The organism is Citrobacter sp. Ct235, from assembly GCF_030332305.1.
GTDB lineage: Bacteria > Pseudomonadota > Gammaproteobacteria > Enterobacterales > Enterobacteriaceae > Citrobacter_A > Citrobacter_A telavivensis.
Genome location: NZ_JAOWIC010000045.1, coordinates 167,969 through 188,069, shown reverse-complemented (window position 1 = coordinate 188,069; position 20,101 = coordinate 167,969). Strand labels below are relative to the sequence as shown.

Below are 20,101 nucleotides of genomic sequence, written 5' to 3'. Positions count from 1 at the left end.
ACTCAGAAGTGAAACGCCGTAGCGCCGATGGTAGTGTGGGGTCTCCCCATGTGAGAGTAGGGAACTGCCAGGCATCAAATAAACAGGAAAACCTCATGCGAAAGCATGGGGTTTTTTTGTTTTATCTGCAGTTCAGTGAAGAGGCCATCCTACGGATGGCCTTTTTGCGTTTACCGGAATGATTATTTGAGCGGAGAAAGAGACGCTTTATTGGGTTTACTGCGCCTTTAGCCAGCGTAAAATGAATGCTGAAATTTGCTGTATATCATTGATATTTAATTGCGGAATATCCACATCAAGTTGAACGTCACTGGCAATCGCAATAACGTGTTCATCAATGGTCAGTTCTTCCACACTGCGTTCACATCCCTGTCGAAACAATAAGATCTTCGCGACGGCTTCGTGCTTAAATCCCTCAACCAGCACCATATCCAGCGTGGTAGTCTCCATCCTGCTGACCAGGTACGCTAAATCCAGCTCGGATGCTTCTGGCGTCTCGGTCATCAATGCCCAACGTTGCTGACTGGCGACCAGGGTTTGCGCTGCCCCCGCTTTGCGTAGCTCGTAGCTGTCTTTGCCGGGCTTATCCACGTCCATATCGTGATGCGTATGCTTGATAAGTCCAGGACGGATCCCTGCGGCGCACAGAGCCGGGATGAGCTTCCTGAGCAGCGTCGTTTTTCCCGTTCCGCTCCACGCGGCGATAGCCAGTAAAGGGATCATTGTTTTTCCTGCCATTTATCGAGCTCCTCAAGGGTATTCACATTCACAAACGCGTCCTTATAGTCGCTAAAATCAACGGCATGTCCACCGGCCTGACGCATAAAAACCATTACCCGTCGCTCGCCAGACTGTAGATAAGTCTGCAAAAACGGCTGAACCGAGCGGTGAACCAGCGCAATGGTGGGGTGATCCCGTTCGCCATCGTGCACCCATACCACCGGTGCCTGATTGCGTCGGGCACTTAATCGGGCAACCAGCGTCTGCGGGATAAAAGGGGTGTCACAGGGACAAAACAGAAACCAGTCGCCGTTCTCCTGTTGGAAAACAGAAAGCATACCCGCCAGCGGACCGGGAAAATCCGCGATCACATCCGAAATGACTTTCAGGCCGCCAGAGCGATAAATATCCTGATGGCGATTGGCATTCACAACTACCGTTTCCAGTTGCGATAACAGCGTATCGGCGACATGTTTCCACAGCGGTTTCCCTTTAAGCTCAAGCAGACCTTTATCAATGCCGCCCATCCGCCTGGCCTTTCCGCCAGCAAGTACAACCCCTGTTATTGCACTAACCTGATTCACTGATATCGCCTCTTTTATTGTGGGATTGACCCTGCTAACGTGTCTGTATCAAGAGTAAGGAGCACGACCATGAAATGTAAACGCCTGAATGAAGTTATTGAACTCCTCCAGCCAGCCTGGCAAAAAGAGCCCGACCTTAACCTGATGCAATTTTTGCAGAAACTGGCGAAAGAGTCAGGTTTTGACGGTGAACTGGCGGATTTAACCGACGACATTCTGATCTATCACCTGAAAATGCGCGACTCTGCAAAAGACGCTGTTATTCCCGGTATCCAAAAAGACTACGAGGAAGATTTCAAAACGGCGCTGCTGCGTGCCCGTGGCGTAATTAAAGAGTAAAAGCTTGTAAGTGGGGCCACCGAAGTTGTTATGAAATGATATCCTGAATCATTCGACGTATTTTCCGGATGATGGGATGAACAACAACGCTTTCAATTTCCAGACATTACACCCGGATACCATCATGGATGCGCTGTTTGAGCAGGGGATTCGGGTGGATTCTGGTCTTACTCCGCTTAACAGCTACGAAAACCGTGTCTACCAGTTTCAGGATGAAGACCGTCAGCGTTTTGTCGTTAAATTTTATCGCCCTGAGCGCTGGTCGGTTGATCAGATCCTGGAAGAGCATCAGTTTGCGATTGAACTGCTCGAAGATGACGTCCCGGTTGCCGCGCCGCTGGCTTTTAAGGGGGAGACGCTGTTGTCACATCAGGGGTTCCACTACGCGATTTTTCCAAGCGTAGGTGGTCGGCAGTTCGAAGCGGACAATATCGATCAAATGGAAGCGGTGGGTCGTTATCTGGGGCGTCTGCATCAGATCGGTCGTAAGCGACCATTTACCTGGCGACCGACCATTGGGCTGGACGAATACCTCGTCGAGCCGCGTAAACTCTTCGAGTATGCTCGCCTCATTCCGTCAGGACAAAAGGCCGCCTTCCTGAAGGCGACGGATGCGCTGATTGTGGCCGTCACTGACCGGTGGCATACGAATTTTGACATGTTACGTCTACACGGCGACTGTCACGCCGGAAATATTCTCTGGCGCGAGGGGCCGCTGTTTGTCGATTTAGATGATTCCCGCAACGGTCCTGCCATTCAGGATCTGTGGATGCTTCTTAATGGTGATAAAGCTGAGCAACGTATGCAGCTTGAGACGATTATTGAAGCTTATGAAGACGTTAATGAGTTTGAAACGTCTGAAATTGAACTGATTGAACCTTTACGTGCCATGCGTTTGGTTTATTATCTTGCCTGGCTGATGCGTCGTTGGGACGATCCTGCGTTTCCTAAAAACTTCCCGTGGTTGACCGGGGAAGATTACTGGCAACGACAGACCGCGACATTTATCGAGCAGGCAAAAGTTCTGCAAGAACCCCCATTACAATTAACACCTATGTATTAATCGGAGACGTAATCATGAAAAAGATTTGGCTGGCGCTGGCTGGTATGGTTTTAGCTTTCAGCGCATCGGCAGCGCAATTCGAGGATGGTAAGCAATATACCACCCTGGAAAAGCCCGTTGCCGGTGAACCGCAGGTGCTGGAGTTTTTCTCTTTCTATTGCCCACACTGCTACCAGTTTGAAGAAGTCCTTCATGTTTCTGATAACGTGAAGAAAAAACTTCCGGAAGGCGTCAAAATGACTAAGTACCACGTCGAGTTCCTGGGCCCGCTGGGCAAGGATCTGACGCAAGCGTGGGCTGTGGCGATCGCGCTGGGTGTTGAAGATAAAGTGACTGTGCCGATGTTTGAAGGTGTACAGAAAACCCAGACCGTACAGAGCGTTGCGGATATCCGTAAAGTATTCGTGGATGCCGGCGTTAAAGGCGAAGATTACGATGCGGCATGGAACAGCTTTGTCGTGAAATCACTGGTTGCGCAGCAGGAAAAAGCCGCTGCCGATCTGCAACTGCAGGGCGTACCGGCGATGTTTGTTAACGGCAAATATCAGGTGAATCCGCAGGGTATGGATACCAGCAGCATGGATATCTTTGTTCAGCAATATGCGGACACGGTGAAATACCTGGTCGGTAAGAAATAAAAGCAACGCCGGTCAGCGACCGGCGTTTTTACTTGTCGCTTTAATCTCTTCTATCAGCAAGTCTTTTTCTCCCCACAGCGTATTTAGCCATAGCTGGAAACGGCGCTTAAATCCTTTATCGTTCACGTAGTCACCGTGCAGATCTTCCTTAATGGGTTGCATATCCACGCGAACCACAATGCGCGTCAGTTTCCCGCTTAGCATATCGAAGAACGGCGTACGGTCGTTTTCTGGATAGCACAGCGTAACGTTAAGTAATTTATCGAATTGCGAACCTAACACGTTCAGCGCCATTGCGATGCCTGCTGCTTTTGGCGGTAACAGATGTTTATACGGCGAACGAGTCTGCTGACGTTTTTCTTCAGTAAAGCGAGAGCCTTCGACGAAATTGACGATCGTGGTGGGATGCGCCCGAAATTTTTCGCAGGACCGGCGGGTGGTCTCAACATCCTTACCCCGACGTTCTGGATGCCGCAAGAGGTACGCGCGTGAGTAACGTTTCATGAACGGCATATCCAGCGCCCAGCAGGCGAGACCGATAAAGGGCACCCAGGCCAGTTGCTGTTTGAGGAAATACTTATTCATGGGAATGTGTTTACGGAAGAGCACACACAGCACCACGATGTCAGCCCAGCTGTGGTGATTACACACCAGCAGATACCAGTTTTTCTTGCTGAGACCTTCCAGACCTTGCACATCCCATTTCAACCACGGGTTGAGATGCAGCAGCAGGGCGAGCCCTTCACACCAGCAGTACATCATGAAATTACAAAACAAAGACACCTTGCGCCAGACGAAAGGAACGGGTAGCAGGAGCTTTACCAGTCCGGCAAGAATGATCGGTACAGAGCATAAAATCGTGACCACAATGGTCAATGCGATGCTCAGCAACAGGGTGACTGTAGCGAGCAATCTCGCCGTGATTAAATTATTCAAAGGATTAGCCATAAACAGTACGCTAAAGTCGCGCAAGGGGGCTGATTTTATCAGAAAATAACTCAAATGACGGTTCTTCACGACAGAGAAAAATACGCCATATCTATCCACATTCCGTAATTCAATGAAAACATAAAGGGTTTATTTTGTTGCTTTTATAACTTATTGAAAATAATCAATAAAATAAATGATGCTAAAATCATTGATTTGATATTAATGTGATGAAAATTAATTATGCACAAAGTTATCCACAGGCGGCTTTGCGAGCGATCCAGAAGATCTACAAAAGATTTACGACAAATGTGGTGAAAAACTCATGTTTTCATCCCGTCTGTGGCATCCTTTATCCATAATCTGATAAACAGGCACGGACATTATGGTTCAGATCCCAGAAAACCCACTTATCCTTGTAGATGGCTCTTCTTATCTCTATCGCGCATACCATGCGTTTCCACCGCTAACCAATAGCGCGGGTGAACCGACAGGCGCGATGTACGGTGTCCTCAATATGCTGCGCAGCCTGATCCTGCAGTATCAGCCAACACATGCCGCAGTGGTATTTGATGCCAAGGGTAAAACCTTCCGTGACGAATTATTTGAGCATTACAAATCGCATCGCCCGCCAATGCCGGACGATCTGCGGGCGCAGATCGAACCGTTACATGCGATGGTGAAAGCGATGGGGTTGCCGCTGCTGGCCGTATCCGGCGTGGAAGCGGACGATGTTATTGGCACCCTGGCACGTGAAGCGGAAAAAGTGGGGCGTCCGGTGCTGATCAGTACCGGTGATAAAGATATGGCCCAGCTGGTTACGCCAAACATCACACTCATCAATACCATGACCAACACTATTCTTGGTCCGGATGAAGTTGTGACGAAATACGGCGTGCCACCCGAACTGATCATCGACTTTCTGGCGTTGATGGGGGATTCCTCCGATAACATTCCGGGTGTACCGGGCGTTGGGGAAAAGACCGCTCAGGCGCTGTTACAGGGACTGGGTGGGCTGGATACGCTTTACGCTGAGTCAGATAAAATTGCCGGGTTGACGTTCCGTGGTGCGAAAACCATGGCGGGTAAACTCGAGCAAAATAAAGAGGTTGCCTATCTCTCCTATAAACTGGCGACGATCAAAACAGACGTTGAGCTGGAACTGACCTGCGAACAGTTGGAAGTGCAACAGCCACTGGCTGACGAACTGGTCGGGCTGTTTAAAAAGTATGAGTTCAAACGCTGGACTGCTGATGTTGAAGCGGGCAAGTGGCTACAGGCGAAAGGGGCAAAACCGGCGGCAAAACCGCAGGAGACGATCGTTGTCGATGACGCACAGGAAGAAACCGCTGCTGTGCTTTCTTACGATAACTACGTGACGATTCTCGATGAACCGACGCTGGAAACGTGGATTGCGAAGCTGAAAAAAGCGCCCGTGTTTGCCTTCGATACCGAAACCGACAGTCTGGATAACATCTCTGCCAATCTGGTGGGGCTCTCATTCGCTATTGAACCTGGCGTGGCGGCTTATGTGCCTGTGGCGCATGACTATCTGGATGCGCCGGATCAAATTTCCCGCGATCGTGCGCTGGCGATGCTCAAGCCGCTGCTTGAAGATGAAAACGCGCGTAAGGTTGGACAAAATCTGAAGTACGATCGCGGTATTCTGGCGAATTATGGCATCGAACTGCGTGGCATCGCTTTTGATACCATGCTCGAATCGTACATTCTGAACAGCGTTGCCGGACGTCACGATATGGACAGCTTGTCCGATCGCTGGCTGAAGCACAAAACCATCACCTTCGAAGAGATTGCGGGTAAAGGGAAGAACCAACTGACCTTTAATCAGATCGCGCTGGAAGAGGCCGGGCGTTATGCGGCAGAAGATGCTGACGTCACCTTACAACTGCATTTGAAAATGTGGCCAGAACTGCAGCAGCATAAAGGGCCGTTGAATGTCTTTGAAAACATCGAAATGCCGCTGGTACCGGTGTTATCTCGCGTAGAGCGTAACGGTGTGAAGATAGACCCGGCGGTACTGCATAAGCACTCCGAGGAGATCACCCTGCGTCTGGCGGAGCTGGAACAGAAAGCGCATGACATCGCAGGCGAAGTGTTTAACCTCTCTTCAACTAAGCAGTTGCAGACGATCCTGTTTGAAAAACAGGGCATTAAGCCACTGAAGAAAACCCCAGGCGGCGCGCCATCGACGTCTGAAGAGGTGCTGGAAGAGCTGGCACTGGATTACCCGCTACCTAAAGTGATTCTTGAGTATCGTGGCCTGGCGAAGCTGAAATCGACCTACACCGACAAACTGCCGCTGATGATTAACCCGAAAACCGGGCGTGTGCACACGTCGTATCATCAGGCCGTGACCGCGACGGGCCGCTTGTCATCGACCGATCCAAACCTGCAAAACATTCCGGTACGTAACGAGGAAGGTCGTCGTATCCGTCAGGCATTTATCCCGCCGAAGGATTACCTGATTGTTTCTGCGGACTATTCACAGATTGAGCTGCGTATTATGGCGCACCTGTCACGCGACAAAGGTTTGCTGACAGCGTTTGCTGAAGGGAAAGATATTCACCGCGCCACTGCTGCAGAAGTATTTGGTCTGCCGCTGGAGACGGTAACAAGTGAGCAGCGTCGCAGCGCGAAGGCGATCAACTTTGGTCTGATCTACGGCATGAGCGCGTTCGGTCTGGCGCGTCAGTTGAATATTCCGCGTAAAGAAGCGCAGAAGTATATGGACCTCTATTTCGAACGTTATCCTGGCGTACTGGAGTACATGGAACGCACTCGCGCTCAGGCGAAAGAGCAGGGCTATGTTGAAACGCTGGAAGGCCGTCGTCTCTATCTGCCGGATATCAAATCCAGCAACGGCGCGCGTCGTGCTGGTGCTGAGCGTGCGGCGATTAACGCCCCAATGCAGGGAACCGCAGCCGATATCATCAAACGGGCGATGATTGCGGTCGATGGCTGGCTGGAAACAGAGAAACCGCGCGTGCGTATGATCATGCAGGTGCACGATGAACTGGTGTTTGAAGTACATAAAGACGACCTGGATGCGGCAGCGAAAAGGATCCATCAGTTGATGGAAAACTGCACGCGCATTGATGTGCCGCTGCTGGTGGAAGTCGGGAGTGGTGAAAACTGGGATCAGGCGCACTAAGTGGCCGCTGGATAACGCGCTTTTTCGTAATTAAGCAACATAAGTGCACGCGTTTTGTGATGGGTATTGGAATTACCTATGTAAATAATGAAAAAAAATTACAAAAAGTGCTTTCTGCGCTGCTCAAAAAAGAGTAAAGTTATTCGCGTAGGGTACAGAGGTAAGATGTTCTATCTTTCAGACCTTTTACTTCACGTAATCGGATTTGGCTGAATATTTTAGCCGCCCCAGTCAGTTTCTGACTGGGGCGTTTTTTATTTTACTCTTCATACTTCACGCTGCAGGTGCGTTGGTTTCCTCTCTCACCTCAGCCACTTACTGATGTAAGCCCCTGAGCATTCACTGCGTCGCTGCCTTCCTGCAACATGAATTATTTTGAGTAAAAGCGAAACACGATCTGTGGGCTGGATAAGACGCGCTGCGTCGTTATCCGCCCTCGCGATGAATTACTCTCCGGCCTGATCCTCTTCAACCGGTGCCAGTTCGCTAAACCAGCTGTCCAGCTTCTGCCGTAATTTGTCCACGCCCTGCTTTTTCAGCGATGAAAAGGTCTCAACCTGCACATCGCCGTTAAAGGCTAACACCGCTTCACGGACCATATTCAACTGGGCCTTACGCGCCCCACTTGCCAGTTTGTCCGCTTTCGTCAGCAGCACCAGCACCTGGATGTTACTCTCAACGGCCCACTGGACCATCTGCTGGTCGAGATCTTTCAGCGGGTGGCGAATATCCATCAACACCACCAGTCCCTGCAGGCTCTGGCGTTTTTCCAGGTACTCACCCAGTGCGCGTTGCCATTTGCGCTTCATTTCTTCCGGCACTTCGGCGTAACCATAGCCGGGTAAGTCAACAAGTCGTTTGCCGTCGACTACTTCAAACAGGTTAATAAGCTGAGTACGGCCAGGCGTTTTCGAGGTACGCGCCAGGCTCTTCTGATTGGTCAGCGTGTTCAGTGCGCTGGACTTACCTGCGTTGGAACGGCCAGCAAATGCCACTTCGATTCCAGTATCGGAAGGTAAATGGCGAATATCAGGCGCGCTCATTACAAAGTGCGTCTGTTGATAATTCAGGTTAATCAAAGCGGTCGTCTCCGTCAGTTAAAGCTTTGCCGCGATTATACCTGAACAGGAGCAAAAGACTGATTTTTCGACATGGGCCTGCTGTGAGTAAAAACCTTGCTCGTTGTGAGACATTGCCGATCGTTCTTATACGAAATTCAGGAGTAATTGCAGGGCAAATAATTAAATAAATCAACTAAATCATGGTATTAAAAGTATGTAATATTCTGAAAATATCAGAACTGTGCGACCAGTGACTTGTTACTTTACTTCAAAAGAGTAGAGTAGCCCCCATAGCGAGGATAGCTGTACAGGAAGACGACTCAGGATGAGGGTCAGGAGCGCCAGGAGGCGAAGACACAGGATTGTCAGGATGACAGGCGTTCGGAGACGTTGGTATACGGAAACGGAAAAGACACGGAATGTTCCAGGCTGAAGGATAAACAGGGTGTGTTGACAGCCGACAGGGAATGTAGGACCCGTTCAGGGTTGTGAGTAAGGTGAAAAGGCGACAGAGCAATCTGTCGCCTTTTTTCTTTATTTCTGCTAGATTCCGGCGCAATTGTATACTGAATAAAACAGCCAAAGACGAATCACTATGAAATCCACTTCTACACCACGCGGCAAAGGTCCTGCAAAGGCACGCCGTAAAACCCGTGAAGAGCTGAACCTGGAAGCTCGTGACCGCAAGCGTCAGAAAAAACACCGTGGACACGCGGCGGGTAGCCGTGCGACCGGTGGCGACGCGGCGTCAGGCGGCAAAAACAAGAACCAACAGAAAGATCCACGCATCGGCAGTAAAACCCCTATTCCATTGGGCGTGACCGAAAAAGTCACCAAACAGCACAAACCGAAGAGTGAGAAACCTATGCTTTCACCGCAGGCTGAGTTGGATTTACTGGAAACGGATGAGCGCCTGGATGCGCTGTTAGAGCGTCTGGAAGCAGGCGAAACCCTGAGCGCGGAAGATCAGTCCTGGGTAGATGCCAAACTGGATCGCATCGATGAACTGATGCAGAAGCTGGGCCTCTCCTACGATGATGACGAAGAAGAAGAGGAAGATGACGAGAAGCAGGAAGATATGATGCGCCTGCTGCGGGGCGGTAACTAACGGTTTACGCCGTGGGCCTGCCCGTCCTGCTTATAACCCTTCCGGTTATATGTTATCTGGTGTGGTTATTCGTTAAACTACAGCGGTTGTCGCGGCGACAGAAGTGGCTGCGCAGCCGGCTTAGCACTCGAAATGGAGTGAGGCCGGTACGCCGTACCCGCCAGAGACGCCATCGGAAGGAGTGAGCATGTCTGAACAACAAATAGACTGGGATCTGGCCCTGATCCAGAAATATAACTATTCCGGGCCACGCTATACCTCGTACCCGACCGCGCTGGAATTTTCAGACGCGTTTGGCGAATCGGCGTTTTTACAGGCCGTCGCGCGCTATCCTGAGCGCCCGCTCTCGCTTTACGTTCATATCCCGTTTTGCCACAAACTCTGCTACTTCTGTGGCTGCAATAAGATTGTGACCCGACAGCAGCATAAGGCCGATCAGTATCTGGATGCGCTGGAACAGGAAATTCTTCATCGTGCGCCGCTGTTTGCCGCACGCCAGGTTAGCCAACTGCACTGGGGCGGCGGCACGCCAACCTACCTGAATAAAGCGCAAATCAGCCGTCTGATGACGTTGCTGCGGAATAATTTCCACTTCAATACGGATGCGGAGATTTCGATCGAAGTCGATCCCCGAGAGATTGAACTGGACGTGCTCGATCATTTACGCGCAGAAGGCTTTAACCGTCTCAGCATGGGCGTGCAGGACTTCAACAAAGAGGTTCAGCGGCTGGTTAACCGTGAACAGGATGAAGAATTTATCTTTGCACTGCTCAATCACGCGCGTGACATCGGCTTTACCTCGACCAATATCGATCTGATCTATGGTTTACCCAAACAGACGCCGGAAAGTTTCGCGTTTACCCTGAAGCGGGTGGCGGAATTGAGTCCCGATCGTCTGAGCGTCTTTAACTATGCGCATTTGCCAACGCTGTTTGCCGCACAGCGCAAAATTAAAGACGCCGATCTACCCAGCGCACAGCAGAAGCTGGATATTTTGCAAGAAACCATCTCCTCGCTGACAGAGACCGGCTATCAGTTTATCGGCATGGACCACTTTGCCCGCCCGGATGACGAACTGGCAATTGCCCAGCGCAAAGGTGTTCTCCATCGTAATTTCCAGGGATACACCACCCAGGGGGATACCGATCTGTTGGGGATGGGCGTTTCTGCCATCAGCATGATTGGCGATTGCTATGCCCAGAACCAGAAAGAGCTGAAACGCTACTATCAGCAGGTGGATGAACAGGGGAATGCCTTGTGGCGCGGCATCGCGCTAACCCGTGATGACGGTATCCGTCGTGACGTCATCAAGTCGCTGATCTGCAACTTCCGTCTCGACTATGCCGCAGTTGAGCAGCAGTGGGATCTGAACTTCGCGGATTACTTTGCCGAAGACCTGAAGCTGTTGGCACCGCTGGCGAAAGATGGGCTGGTGGATGTGGCAGAGAAGGGCATTCAGGTCACGCCGAAAGGCCGCCTGCTGATTCGTAACATTTGCATGTGCTTTGATGCGTATCTGCGCCAGAAAGCGCGGATGCAGCAGTTTTCGAGAGTGATTTAATCTGTTGTCGGATGGCGCTACGCTTATCCGGCCTACAACGTGTAGAGCCATTAAGCATTAGCGCCATCCGGCACAGCGTTAGCTGAACAGCCCAACCAGCGCGGCGCACAGTACTGCGGCGACCGCAGTTTGTGGCGTATGGCTGTCGACCGCTCCGCTTGATAGCAGATTTATAATCGATTCCAGCATGGTAAGTCCCCCGTTTGCCGGGCACGATCATACTGAACTCATCGGAACAGTAAAGCGCAAAATAACGGCAATTTGCGCTCAATTATTAATCTTTACACAAGCGTGTGACGTTACTCCATTCCCAGCTCTTTTAACTTACGCGTCAGGGTATTACGCCCCCATCCGAGCAAGCGTGCCGCTTCCTGTTTATGGCCCTGTGTATGACGGAGCGCTGTGGTCAGCAACGTGCGTTCCATTTCAGGCTGTGCCTCTGACAACAGGTTTTGATGACCGGAACGCAGCGCCCGATCCGCCCACTGCGCCAACAGCGTAGCCCAACTGTCCGGCTGGAGATGAGACGGACTTTCCGGCGCGGTGGCTTCGAATAGCTCTGCAGGGAGATCCTGAATCAATACCTCTTGCCCGGCCGCCATCACGGTTAGCCAGCGACAGGTATTTTCCAGTTGGCGAACGTTGCCAGGCCACGCCAGTCGCGTCAGCGCGGCTTCGGTTTCCGGGTGCAATAGCTTGGCTTCTACGCCCAGTTCGCGAGCCGCAACTTGCAGGAAATGGCGAGCCAGGCGCGGAATATCCTCCCGACGCTCGCGCAGCGGTGGAAGGTGCACACGGATGACATTCAGACGATGGAACAAATCCTCACGAAACTTGCCTTCCTGGACGCGTAACTCCAGGTTCTGGTGGGTCGCAGCGATAATTCGCACGTCCACCTTCACCGGCGCATAGCCGCCAACGCGGTAAAACTGACCGTCGGCTAACACACGCAACAGGCGTGTTTGCACATCCAGCGGCATGTCACCGATCTCATCAAGAAACAGCGTGCCGCCATCGGCCTGTTCGAAGCGTCCCTGACGAATAGTATTTGCCCCGGTAAACGCCCCCTTTTCATGACCAAACAGTTCAGACTCGATCAAATCTTTGGGTATCGCTGCCATGTTCAGTGCGATAAACGGTGCTTTGGCGCGTGGGCTGTGGCGATGCAGGGCATGCGCAACCAGTTCTTTACCCGTCCCGGATTCTCCGTTGATCAACACGCTGATGGAAGAGCGAGAGAGCCGCCCGATAATACGAAACACATCCTGCATGGCCGGCGCTTCACCGATGATGTCGGTGGTCGGGCCGTTGAGCTGGATATTGCGCGGCTGCTGCTGTTCCTGATAATGGCTGATGGCGCGTTCAACCAGCGCCACTGCTTCATCGATATCAAAGGGTTTCGGTAGATAATCAAACGCCCCTTGTTGATAGGCGCTGACGGCGGCATCCAGATCGGAATGTGCGGTCATTATGATGACCGGAAGCATCGGATGACGCTGTTTAATCTGCTTTAACAGCGCCAGCCCGTCCATCCCCGGCATCCGAATATCGGACAACAGTACGTCCGGCGTTTTGCTGGCCAGCGCACCCAGCACGTCGTTACCGTTTTCAAAGGTCGTACAGCTCAGACCCGCTCCGGCGAGAGCACGTTCAAGCACCCAACGGATGGAACTATCGTCATCAACTACCCAGACTATCCCTCGTTGCATAAGCACCTCTATTTCCGAATCGGCAGATAAACCGAGAACTCGGTATGACCTGGCCAACTGGTAAATTCAATTTTGCCGGAATGCTGATCGATCAAATTACGGGCGATGGATAATCCCAGCCCGGTACCGCCTTCGCGGCCGCTGACCATGGGGTAAAACAGCGTATCCTGTAAGTGGGAAGGGATCCCCGGCCCGTTGTCCTCGACGTCAATACGCGCCGCCAGGCGATAGCGCTCGCCGTGCAGCGTGAGCTGGAAAGCCGTGCGGGTACGCAGCACGATCTCCCCGCCGTCGGGCCCCAGCGCCTGCAACGCATTGCGGACAATGTTCAACAACACCTGCTCTATTTGTTCCGGATCGTGCGGCAGTTCCGGCAGGCTGGGATCGTAATCACGGACCAGCGTGACGTTGGCCGGTAACTCCATAGAAACCAGAGCCACCACACGCTCTGCCACTTTATGGATGCTTTCCGTGACATGCGTGCCTGGCATCTGCGGGCCTAATAACCTGTCGACCAGATTACGCAGTCGGTCAGCCTGTTCAATAATGACTTTGGTGTATTCCAGCAGCGCCGGATCGGGCAGGGCTTTGCTTAATAGCTGTGCTGCGCCGCGTAAGCCACCGAGCGGGTTTTTAATCTCGTGCGCCAGTCCACGTACCAGATCGCGCGCGGCGACCTGCTGAGCGTGCTGTAGCTGCTCCTGGCTCAGGCGGCGCTGGTTATCCATCGGCGCCATTTCAAGCAGGATCTGTCCGTCCGGCAAACGCTGCGCAGTGAGCGACAGAATGTGCGAGCGCCCGTCAATCACCAGCGTGACCTCATTGTCGGTAAAACCTTGCCCCGCCTCTAAGCTTTCGCGCATCAGCCCGATATTCAAAGAAAAATAGCTCAGGAGTTCAGGAAGCGGCGTACCAAACAGTTTGCGGGAGCTTTGAGCGAGTAACTGCTGCGCGGCCGGGTTGGCGTAATGCACTGCAAGCTCATCGTCGACCAGTAAGATGCTGTTGATTAAAGAATTGAGGATCTGCCCAGCATCGGGCAGCGTGCCTGTTGCCATATAGCAGTCTCCTGAATAGTGTGCACCAATTTAGTGCATTATAGCTTTTTATGTAGAAAAAGCGCGAAGGATCAGATTGTTGACGGTGAAAAAAGCCCATCGTGTGATGGGCTAAAAGTTTCCACGGCAACTAAAATTCTCCGTATCTTTCTTACCGCAGCGGTGTTGGCTGCTCTCAGTCACCCGAATCACTTAGTGGACTAAGCTCATCGGGATTCCTTCGATTGCCGCCTTGCTGCAATAAGAAATCTACGGGAATTACAACTAATTATCATTAAACGCTGTAGTACAGCTCAAACTCTACCGGGTGCGGCGTCATGCGTACGCGGTCATTTTCTTCAATGCGCAGCGCGATGTAAGCATCGATGGCTTCATCAGTAAACACGCCACCCGCTTTCAGGAATTCGCGGTCCAGATTCAGCTCGTTCAGTGCTTCTTCCAGAGAGCCAGCAACCTGTGGGATCTCTTTCGCTTCTTCCGGCGGCAGGTCGTACAGGTTTTTGTCCATTGCTTCGCCCGGGTGGATCTTGTTCTTAATACCGTCAAGACCCGCCATCAGCAGGGCAGCAAAGCACAGGTACGGGTTCGCTGCGGGATCCGGGAAACGGACTTCGATACGACGTGCTTTCGGAGAAGCCACCACCGGAATACGGATAGAAGCAGAACGGTTACGGGCAGAGTAAGCCAGCATGACCGGTGCTTCGTAACCCGGGACCAGACGCTTGTAAGAGTTGGTGGTCGGGTTCGCCAGGGCGTTGATCGCTTTAGCGTGTTTGATTACGCCGCCAATGTAGTACAGCGCTTGCTCAGACAGGCCCGCATATTTGTCGCCAGAGAACAGGTTGGTGCCGTTTTTGGACAGAGACATGTGGCAGTGCATGCCGGAACCGTTATCGCCAAACATGGGTTTCGGCATGAAGGTCGCAGTTTTGCCGAAGCGGTGAGCGACGTTGTGCACTACGTATTTGTAGATCTGAATTTCGTCCGCTTTTTTGGTCATGGTGTTGAAGCGGGTCGCCACTTCGTTCTGACCTGCGGTTGCTACTTCATGGTGGTGAGCTTCAACAACCAGGCCCATCTGCTCCATTACCAGACACATTTCAGAACGGATGTCCTGAGCGGAGTCAACGGGTGGAACCGGGAAGTAGCCGCCTTTCACCGCCGGACGGTGACCTTTGTTACCACCTTCGTACTGGGTGGAGGAGTTCCATGCGCCTTCGATGTCATCGATGGCCACGTGAGAACCGGAGATTGACGCGCCGAAACGGACGTCATCAAACAGGAAGAATTCAGGTTCTGGCCCAAACAGAACGGTATCCGCGATACCCGTGGAGCGCAGGTACTCTTCAGCACGCTTGGCGATAGAACGCGGGTCGCGGTCATAGCCCTGCAGGGTGCCGGGTTCCAGGATATCACAACGGATGATCAGCGTTGAATCCGCGAAGAATGGGTCGATAACCGCGGTAGATGCATCCGGCATCAGCACCATGTCGGATTCGTTGATGCCTTTCCAGCCACCAATCGAAGAGCCGTCAAACATTTTGCCTTCTTCGAAGAATTCGGCATTTACCTGATGAGCAGGAATCGTGACGTGCTGTTCTTTACCTTTGGTATCAGTGAAGCGCAAATCAACAAACTTCACTTCGTGCTCATTCAGCATCGTCAAAACGTGTTCAGCGGACATACTTAACTCTCCAGATTGGTCATAGTCGTCGTGGTAACGAGGTGTTCAATTCTTTATTCATTGGCCGTGTCGCCGTAAAAAAGATAAAGCGAAATCTGTGCCAACTTTTAAATTGCCCCTAAAAGGCGTTATCATGCGCACCATCGTGCAAAAGGGTTGCACCATGTTGTGTATGTTGCACCAGTATAGTGCTTTAATGTGAACATTGAGCACCATATTGGTGCAATGGACCGTGTATAACCCTTTTAACGCTCCGTGAAAGCGATCACAAAGAATCTCTGCAATACTTGTTTGCGGAGGATGTTTGTGATCCTGTTTTGTAGTGCGATTAATCCGTGTACAATAACGCGCTATTTCTAATGCCTGAGGCAAAGTTGTGATCGAAAATTTGCGTAACATCGCCATCATCGCGCACGTTGACCATGGTAAAACTACCCTGGTTGATAAGCTGCTGCAGCAATCCGGTACGTTCGACTCTCGTGCCGAAACTCAAGAGCGTGTGATGGACTCCAACGATTTGGAGAAAGAGCGTGGGATTACCATCCTCGCGAAAAACACCGCTATCAAATGGAATGATTACCGTATCAACATCGTTGATACCCCTGGGCACGCAGACTTCGGTGGTGAAGTTGAGCGTGTCATGTCCATGGTTGACTCTGTGCTGCTGGTGGTTGACGCATTTGACGGCCCGATGCCGCAGACGCGCTTCGTGACCAAAAAAGCCTTTGCGCATGGCCTGAAGCCAATCGTGGTTATCAACAAAGTTGACCGTCCTGGCGCGCGTCCGGACTGGGTTGTCGATCAGGTATTTGACCTGTTCGTGAACCTCGACGCGACTGACGAACAGCTGGACTTCCCGATCATCTACGCTTCCGCGCTGAACGGTATTGCTGGTCTGGATCACGAAGATATGGCGGAAGACATGACCCCGCTGTATCAGGCGATTGTCGACCACGTACCTGCGCCGGACGTTGACCTTGATGGTCCGTTCCAGATGCAGATCTCTCAGCTGGACTACAACAACTACGTTGGCGTTATCGGCATCGGCCGCATCAAACGCGGTAAAGTGAAGCCGAACCAGCAGATCACTATCGTGGATAGCGAAGGCAAAACCCGTAACGGTAAAGTCGGTAAAGTCCTGACTCACCTGGGTCTGGAGCGTATTGAATCCACCGAAGCTGAAGCAGGTGACATCATCGCGATCACCGGTCTGGGCGAGCTGAACATCTCTGACACCATCTGCGATCCGCAGAATGTGGAAGCGCTGCCGGCGCTGTCTGTTGATGAACCGACCGTCACCATGTTCTTCAACGTCAACACCTCGCCGTTCTGTGGTAAAGAAGGTAAATACGTTACCTCTCGTCAGATCCTTGACCGCCTGAACAAAGAGCTGGTGCACAACGTTGCGCTGCGTGTTGAAGAAACCGAAGATGCAGACGCGTTCCGTGTATCGGGTCGTGGTGAGCTGCACCTGTCCGTTCTTATCGAAAACATGCGTCGTGAAGGTTTCGAAATGGCGGTTTCCCGTCCGAAAGTTATCTTCCGCGAAATCGACGGCCGTAAACAAGAGCCGTTCGAAAACGTTACGCTGGATGTCGAAGAGCAGCACCAGGGTTCTGTCATGCAGGCACTGGGTGAGCGTAAAGGCGACCTGAAAAACATGAATCCAGATGGTAAAGGCCGCGTACGTCTCGACTACGTGATCCCAAGCCGTGGTCTGATTGGCTTCCGTTCAGAATTCATGACCATGACCTCCGGTACGGGTCTGCTGTACTCCACTTTCAGCCACTATGACGACGTACGTCCGGGTGAAGTGGGTCAGCGTCAGAACGGTGTACTGATCTCTAACGGTCAGGGTAAAGCCGTCGCGTTTGCGCTGTTCAGCCTGCAGGATCGCGGTAAGCTGTTCCTGGGTCACGGTGCAGAAGTGTACGAAGGCCAGATCATCGGTATTCACAGTCGTTCTAACGACCTGACCGTAAACTGCCTGACCGGTAAGAAACTGACCAACATGCGTGCTTCCGGTACTGACGAAGCAACGGTTCTGGTTCCGCCGGTTAAGATGACCCTGGAGCAAGCTCTGGAGTTCATCGATGACGACGAACTGGTAGAAGTGACTCCGCAGTCTATCCGTATTCGTAAACGTCACCTGACGGAAAACGATCGCCGCCGCGCAAACCGTGGTCCGAAAGAAGATTAATTCATAATCTTGTGATGAAAAAGCCGCTGATATCAGCGGCTTTTTTTTTACCTCAATGTAATTAAAAGAAATATTTCACCCCAACGCGAATCTGGTTTTGTTCGCGGTGATAGGGTTCCACGTTACGGTCCAGCCAGCGCAGTTCGAAGTAGGGTAACCAGTTCTGGTTGATCCGATAACGGAAGGTATTGGTAATTTCCCAGTGATGATCCTTGCCATTGCTGCTATTAAAATCATTCACCCGCATAAAATAGTGGGGTTCAAAGGTATACGAGAACTTATCGGTAATAATAAAGTTCCAATAGTTGCCGATCTCATAGGTATCGTTATTATCCCGCTCCCCGTTTAAATCAACCGAGCTGTAATTATTATGGTTGTAGCGGTTACGCACAGTCAGGTTAAACCACGGTGCAAACTTGTAATTGACGTCCAGATAGACCGCGCCGCTGGAACCTATGCTCTTGTCGGTAATCAATCCGCCGGGTTGGATCGTTAATTTATCCGTGGGTTTGAATAACGGGTACCAACCCTCGATCTCGTTATAGCCGTGCTTTAACTCGTCTTCGCGCTGGAGCGTGTAGGTGTTGGTGAGCATAATGCCTGCTCCCATATCGAAGTTATAGCCAACGCGTAACATGATCTCTTGCTGGTCAGAGGCCAGATTATAAGCTTCCCGGTTTTCGACATAAGCACCGGCAAAAACAGAGGTTGATATCACTGAAGATAACAGAATGATTGAGTTTAATGTTTTCATCATAAATCCATTTTTTAAGCGTAGGGATGCCGCCATCCATCAGGATGGAAATAGCGGCAAGGTTTATTTATAGATTTACAGTAGCGATGTTTTTATTGTTATTGGTTACATCCGGAATATTGTTATTCTTTTTTCGTTGATTAATTTCCTCGATAATAAAGGCGAAACGCGCTTCGTTGAGTTTATAAAAGAAACCCATGGTCAATGCGGCAATAATCGCCAGACCACAGGGCCAGAGAAATATTAACTGACGTAATCCCTGTAGAGTGGTATCGCTTTGCGCGATGTTTGGCACATAGCCAATCTGGGTCAACATAATACCGGGCAGAAACCCCGCCAGCGCGGCAGAAATCTTCCGCGAAAAGGTATATCCCGTGTAGACGGTACCTTCCGCGCGAATCCCCGTTTTCCATTCGCCGTAATCTACGGTATCCGGTACCAGCGCCCAGTTCAGGCTATTGACGAAGGCGGTGCCGAAGAAGGCAATACAGGAGAAAATGATAAAGGTGAAGGAACTGTTACCCCAGAAATAATTCAAGATATCGCCAAGCGCCCATAACATCATGCCGGCTAAGTACACCTGCTTTTTACCGAAGCATTTAACCGTCCAGGGGACAAGAATGACGCCAATCAACACACATCCCATGCTGAAGAATCCCATCCATGATAATAGATGCGGATCGTTCAGGACATATTGTGTGTAATAAACCTGAATGGCTAATTTGATATTAAATGCGGCCAGCGTGCATAAGTTCGCGATACAGAGCACGAGCAGTGGCGGATTATGAAAAATAGCGAAGAATGATTTAAAAATACCCATCTTATGTTCTGTTGAAACCGTTGCCCGGTAATGTTCCTTAACGCCTTTAAAGCATAGCATCATGAACCCGAATCCGCAGGCAGAAAAAATGAAGGCGGCACAAGCATAACCGAAGGCTGAAGAGGAAAAGAGCGCTTGCAGAGGAATAAATGCCACCGTGCAAACTAATAAACCTATGGTCGCGCCTCCCTGCCGAAAAGCAGCGAGTTGCGCTCGCTCGTTTGAGTTTTTAGTCATCGCCGGGATCATCGCGCCATAGGAGCAATTCATCAGACTATAGAACAGGCCAAATAACATAAACAAACCCGTCGCGAGTGCTGTTTTGATTGGCAGACTAAATGTCGTGGTAATAAATTGTACCGTCGCAATGATCGCTGATGGGATTGCCGCATACAGGATAAAGGGGCGGAATTTTCCCATTGGTCCAATATTTCTGCGTGAATCAAGCAGGAATCCGGTGAGCATGTCGGTGAATGCGGTAAAGAATTTTGCCACCAGAAAGATAATTCCACCGTACCAGGCGGGCATTCCCAATTCATCAGTATAAAATTTCAGCAGATATAATGTGCCGACGCTCAGCATGAGATTGGAGCCAATATCACCCACGCCGTAGGCCAGCTTTTCTCGCAAACTCAGTTTCAGGGTTAGTGGATCATGGTCAGACATAATCAATCCTCGTGAAGTCCCGCAAGTTGCCATTCAT

At 51.2% G+C, this 20,101-nt stretch carries 19 protein-coding genes and 1 pseudogene; 10 read left to right on the top strand and 10 right to left on the bottom strand.

Annotated elements, in window-relative coordinates; genetic code table 11:
* A partial coding sequence (locus tag OGY35_RS12735) for a hypothetical protein (RefSeq protein WP_286632442.1) occupies positions 1 to 182 on the top strand: 182 nt, incomplete at its 5' end.
* Positions 183 to 216: 34 nt separating this feature from the next.
* Here OGY35_RS12735 and mobB read toward each other — a convergent pair.
* Complete coding sequence (mobB, locus tag OGY35_RS12730) at positions 217 to 723, bottom strand: molybdopterin-guanine dinucleotide biosynthesis protein MobB (RefSeq protein WP_286632477.1); 507 nt, start codon at positions 721 to 723, stop codon at positions 217 to 219.
* Complete coding sequence (mobA, locus tag OGY35_RS12725) at positions 720 to 1,304, bottom strand: molybdenum cofactor guanylyltransferase MobA (protein ID WP_152401019.1); 585 nt, start codon at positions 1,302 to 1,304, stop codon at positions 720 to 722. The genes mobB and mobA overlap by 4 nt, the downstream gene beginning before the upstream one ends.
* A 69-nt stretch (positions 1,305 to 1,373) precedes the next feature.
* Here mobA and OGY35_RS12720 point away from each other — a divergent pair, with 69 nt between their 5' ends.
* From OGY35_RS12720 to dsbA, 3 genes are all read left to right on the top strand, one after another.
* Entirely contained in the window at positions 1,374 to 1,643 is a 270-nt protein-coding gene (locus tag OGY35_RS12720) for a YihD family protein (RefSeq protein WP_042325406.1), read from the top strand.
* Positions 1,644 to 1,719: 76 nt separating this feature from the next.
* Positions 1,720 to 2,706 carry a serine/threonine protein kinase gene (locus OGY35_RS12715; RefSeq protein ID WP_286632441.1) on the top strand — a complete coding sequence of 329 codons (987 nt, stop codon included), beginning with the start codon at positions 1,720 to 1,722 and terminating at the stop codon, positions 2,704 to 2,706.
* Positions 2,707 to 2,720: 14 nt separating this feature from the next.
* Positions 2,721 to 3,344: a thiol:disulfide interchange protein DsbA gene (gene dsbA / locus OGY35_RS12710; protein WP_152401022.1), complete on the top strand. Its 624-nt coding sequence runs from the start codon at positions 2,721 to 2,723 to the stop codon at positions 3,342 to 3,344.
* A 12-nt stretch (positions 3,345 to 3,356) separates the two neighbouring features.
* Here dsbA and yihG read toward each other — a convergent pair whose 3' ends face one another.
* A complete protein-coding gene (gene yihG / locus OGY35_RS12705; protein WP_178827284.1) occupies positions 3,357 to 4,292 on the bottom strand; it encodes a 1-acylglycerol-3-phosphate O-acyltransferase, YihG family in 936 nt (311 codons plus the stop codon).
* Between the two features lie 364 nt (positions 4,293 to 4,656).
* Between yihG and polA the strand changes: the two genes are divergently transcribed.
* On the top strand, positions 4,657 to 7,443 hold the full coding sequence (polA, locus tag OGY35_RS12700; RefSeq protein ID WP_286632440.1) for a DNA polymerase I: 2,787 nt from the start codon (positions 4,657 to 4,659) through the stop codon (positions 7,441 to 7,443).
* A gap of 165 nt (positions 7,444 to 7,608) precedes the next feature.
* Complete coding sequence (gene spfP, locus OGY35_RS24570) at positions 7,609 to 7,656, top strand: small protein SpfP (protein ID WP_071892919.1); 48 nt, start codon at positions 7,609 to 7,611, stop codon at positions 7,654 to 7,656.
* 233 nt (positions 7,657 to 7,889) lie between these two features.
* Here the strand turns inward: spfP and yihA are convergent, their stop codons facing one another.
* Positions 7,890 to 8,522: a ribosome biogenesis GTP-binding protein YihA/YsxC gene (gene yihA / locus OGY35_RS12695; RefSeq protein WP_286632439.1), complete on the bottom strand. Its 633-nt coding sequence runs from the start codon at positions 8,520 to 8,522 to the stop codon at positions 7,890 to 7,892.
* 272 nt (positions 8,523 to 8,794) lie between these two features.
* Between yihA and OGY35_RS24445 the strand changes: the two are divergent.
* The 3 genes and pseudogenes from OGY35_RS24445 to hemN all read left to right on the top strand — a co-directional run bounded on the left by OGY35_RS24445 (position 8,795) and on the right by hemN (position 11,173).
* A pseudogene (locus tag OGY35_RS24445) lies at positions 8,795 to 8,996 on the top strand (hypothetical protein).
* A 103-nt stretch (positions 8,997 to 9,099) separates the two neighbouring features.
* Positions 9,100 to 9,612, top strand: coding sequence for a Der GTPase-activating protein YihI (yihI, locus tag OGY35_RS12690; RefSeq protein ID WP_152401029.1), 513 nt, complete (start codon positions 9,100 to 9,102; stop codon positions 9,610 to 9,612).
* Positions 9,613 to 9,799: 187 nt separating this feature from the next.
* Positions 9,800 to 11,173, top strand: coding sequence for an oxygen-independent coproporphyrinogen III oxidase (hemN, locus tag OGY35_RS12685; protein WP_286632438.1), 1,374 nt, complete (start codon positions 9,800 to 9,802; stop codon positions 11,171 to 11,173).
* A gap of 78 nt (positions 11,174 to 11,251) precedes the next feature.
* On the opposite strand, the gene OGY35_RS12680 is transcribed toward hemN, so the two are convergent.
* From OGY35_RS12680 to glnA, 4 genes are all read right to left on the bottom strand, one after another.
* Positions 11,252 to 11,362: a YshB family small membrane protein gene (locus tag OGY35_RS12680; protein WP_090050632.1), complete on the bottom strand. Its 111-nt coding sequence runs from the start codon at positions 11,360 to 11,362 to the stop codon at positions 11,252 to 11,254.
* A 110-nt stretch (positions 11,363 to 11,472) separates the two neighbouring features.
* Positions 11,473 to 12,882 (bottom strand): nitrogen regulation protein NR(I), encoded by a 1,410-nt coding sequence (gene glnG / locus OGY35_RS12675; protein WP_042325420.1) that lies wholly within the window; start codon positions 12,880 to 12,882, stop codon positions 11,473 to 11,475.
* Positions 12,883 to 12,890: 8 nt separating this feature from the next.
* A complete protein-coding gene (glnL, locus tag OGY35_RS12670) occupies positions 12,891 to 13,940 on the bottom strand; it encodes a nitrogen regulation protein NR(II) (protein WP_152401034.1) in 1,050 nt (349 codons plus the stop codon).
* A 274-nt stretch (positions 13,941 to 14,214) separates the two neighbouring features.
* Positions 14,215 to 15,624: a glutamate--ammonia ligase gene (gene glnA, locus OGY35_RS12665; protein WP_152401038.1), complete on the bottom strand. Its 1,410-nt coding sequence runs from the start codon at positions 15,622 to 15,624 to the stop codon at positions 14,215 to 14,217.
* A 376-nt stretch (positions 15,625 to 16,000) separates the two neighbouring features.
* Here glnA and typA point away from each other — a divergent pair, with 376 nt between their 5' ends.
* Complete coding sequence (typA, locus tag OGY35_RS12660; RefSeq protein WP_152401040.1) at positions 16,001 to 17,824, top strand: ribosome-dependent GTPase TypA; 1,824 nt, start codon at positions 16,001 to 16,003, stop codon at positions 17,822 to 17,824.
* 61 nt (positions 17,825 to 17,885) lie between these two features.
* Here typA and ompL read toward each other — a convergent pair whose 3' ends face one another.
* Positions 17,886 to 18,578, bottom strand: coding sequence for a porin OmpL (ompL, locus tag OGY35_RS12655; RefSeq protein ID WP_152406229.1), 693 nt, complete (start codon positions 18,576 to 18,578; stop codon positions 17,886 to 17,888).
* 67 nt (positions 18,579 to 18,645) lie between these two features.
* Positions 18,646 to 20,064, bottom strand: coding sequence for an MFS transporter (locus tag OGY35_RS12650; protein WP_152401042.1), 1,419 nt, complete (start codon positions 20,062 to 20,064; stop codon positions 18,646 to 18,648).
* Between the last annotated feature and the right edge of the window lie 37 nt (positions 20,065 to 20,101).

Coding starts and splice junctions, on each gene's coding strand:
- glnA (WP_152401038.1), bottom strand. CDS start 15,624: ATGTCCGCTGAACACGTTTTGACGATGCTGAATGAGCACGAAGTGAAG.
- OGY35_RS12650 (WP_152401042.1), bottom strand. CDS start 20,064: ATGTCTGACCATGATCCACTAACCCTGAAACTGAGTTTGCGAGAAAAG.
- yihI (WP_152401029.1), top strand. CDS start 9,100: ATGAAATCCACTTCTACACCACGCGGCAAAGGTCCTGCAAAGGCACGC.
- dsbA (WP_152401022.1), top strand. CDS start 2,721: ATGAAAAAGATTTGGCTGGCGCTGGCTGGTATGGTTTTAGCTTTCAGC.
- glnL (WP_152401034.1), bottom strand. CDS start 13,940: ATGGCAACAGGCACGCTGCCCGATGCTGGGCAGATCCTCAATTCTTTA.
- yihG (WP_178827284.1), bottom strand. CDS start 4,292: ATGGCTAATCCTTTGAATAATTTAATCACGGCGAGATTGCTCGCTACA.
- OGY35_RS12720 (WP_042325406.1), top strand. CDS start 1,374: ATGAAATGTAAACGCCTGAATGAAGTTATTGAACTCCTCCAGCCAGCC.
- polA (WP_286632440.1), top strand. CDS start 4,657: ATGGTTCAGATCCCAGAAAACCCACTTATCCTTGTAGATGGCTCTTCT.
- OGY35_RS12715 (WP_286632441.1), top strand. CDS start 1,720: ATGAACAACAACGCTTTCAATTTCCAGACATTACACCCGGATACCATC.
- OGY35_RS12680 (WP_090050632.1), bottom strand. CDS start 11,362: ATGCTGGAATCGATTATAAATCTGCTATCAAGCGGAGCGGTCGACAGC.
- glnG (WP_042325420.1), bottom strand. CDS start 12,882: ATGCAACGAGGGATAGTCTGGGTAGTTGATGACGATAGTTCCATCCGT.
- ompL (WP_152406229.1), bottom strand. CDS start 18,578: ATGAAAACATTAAACTCAATCATTCTGTTATCTTCAGTGATATCAACC.
- hemN (WP_286632438.1), top strand. CDS start 9,800: ATGTCTGAACAACAAATAGACTGGGATCTGGCCCTGATCCAGAAATAT.
- mobB (WP_286632477.1), bottom strand. CDS start 723: ATGATCCCTTTACTGGCTATCGCCGCGTGGAGCGGAACGGGAAAAACG.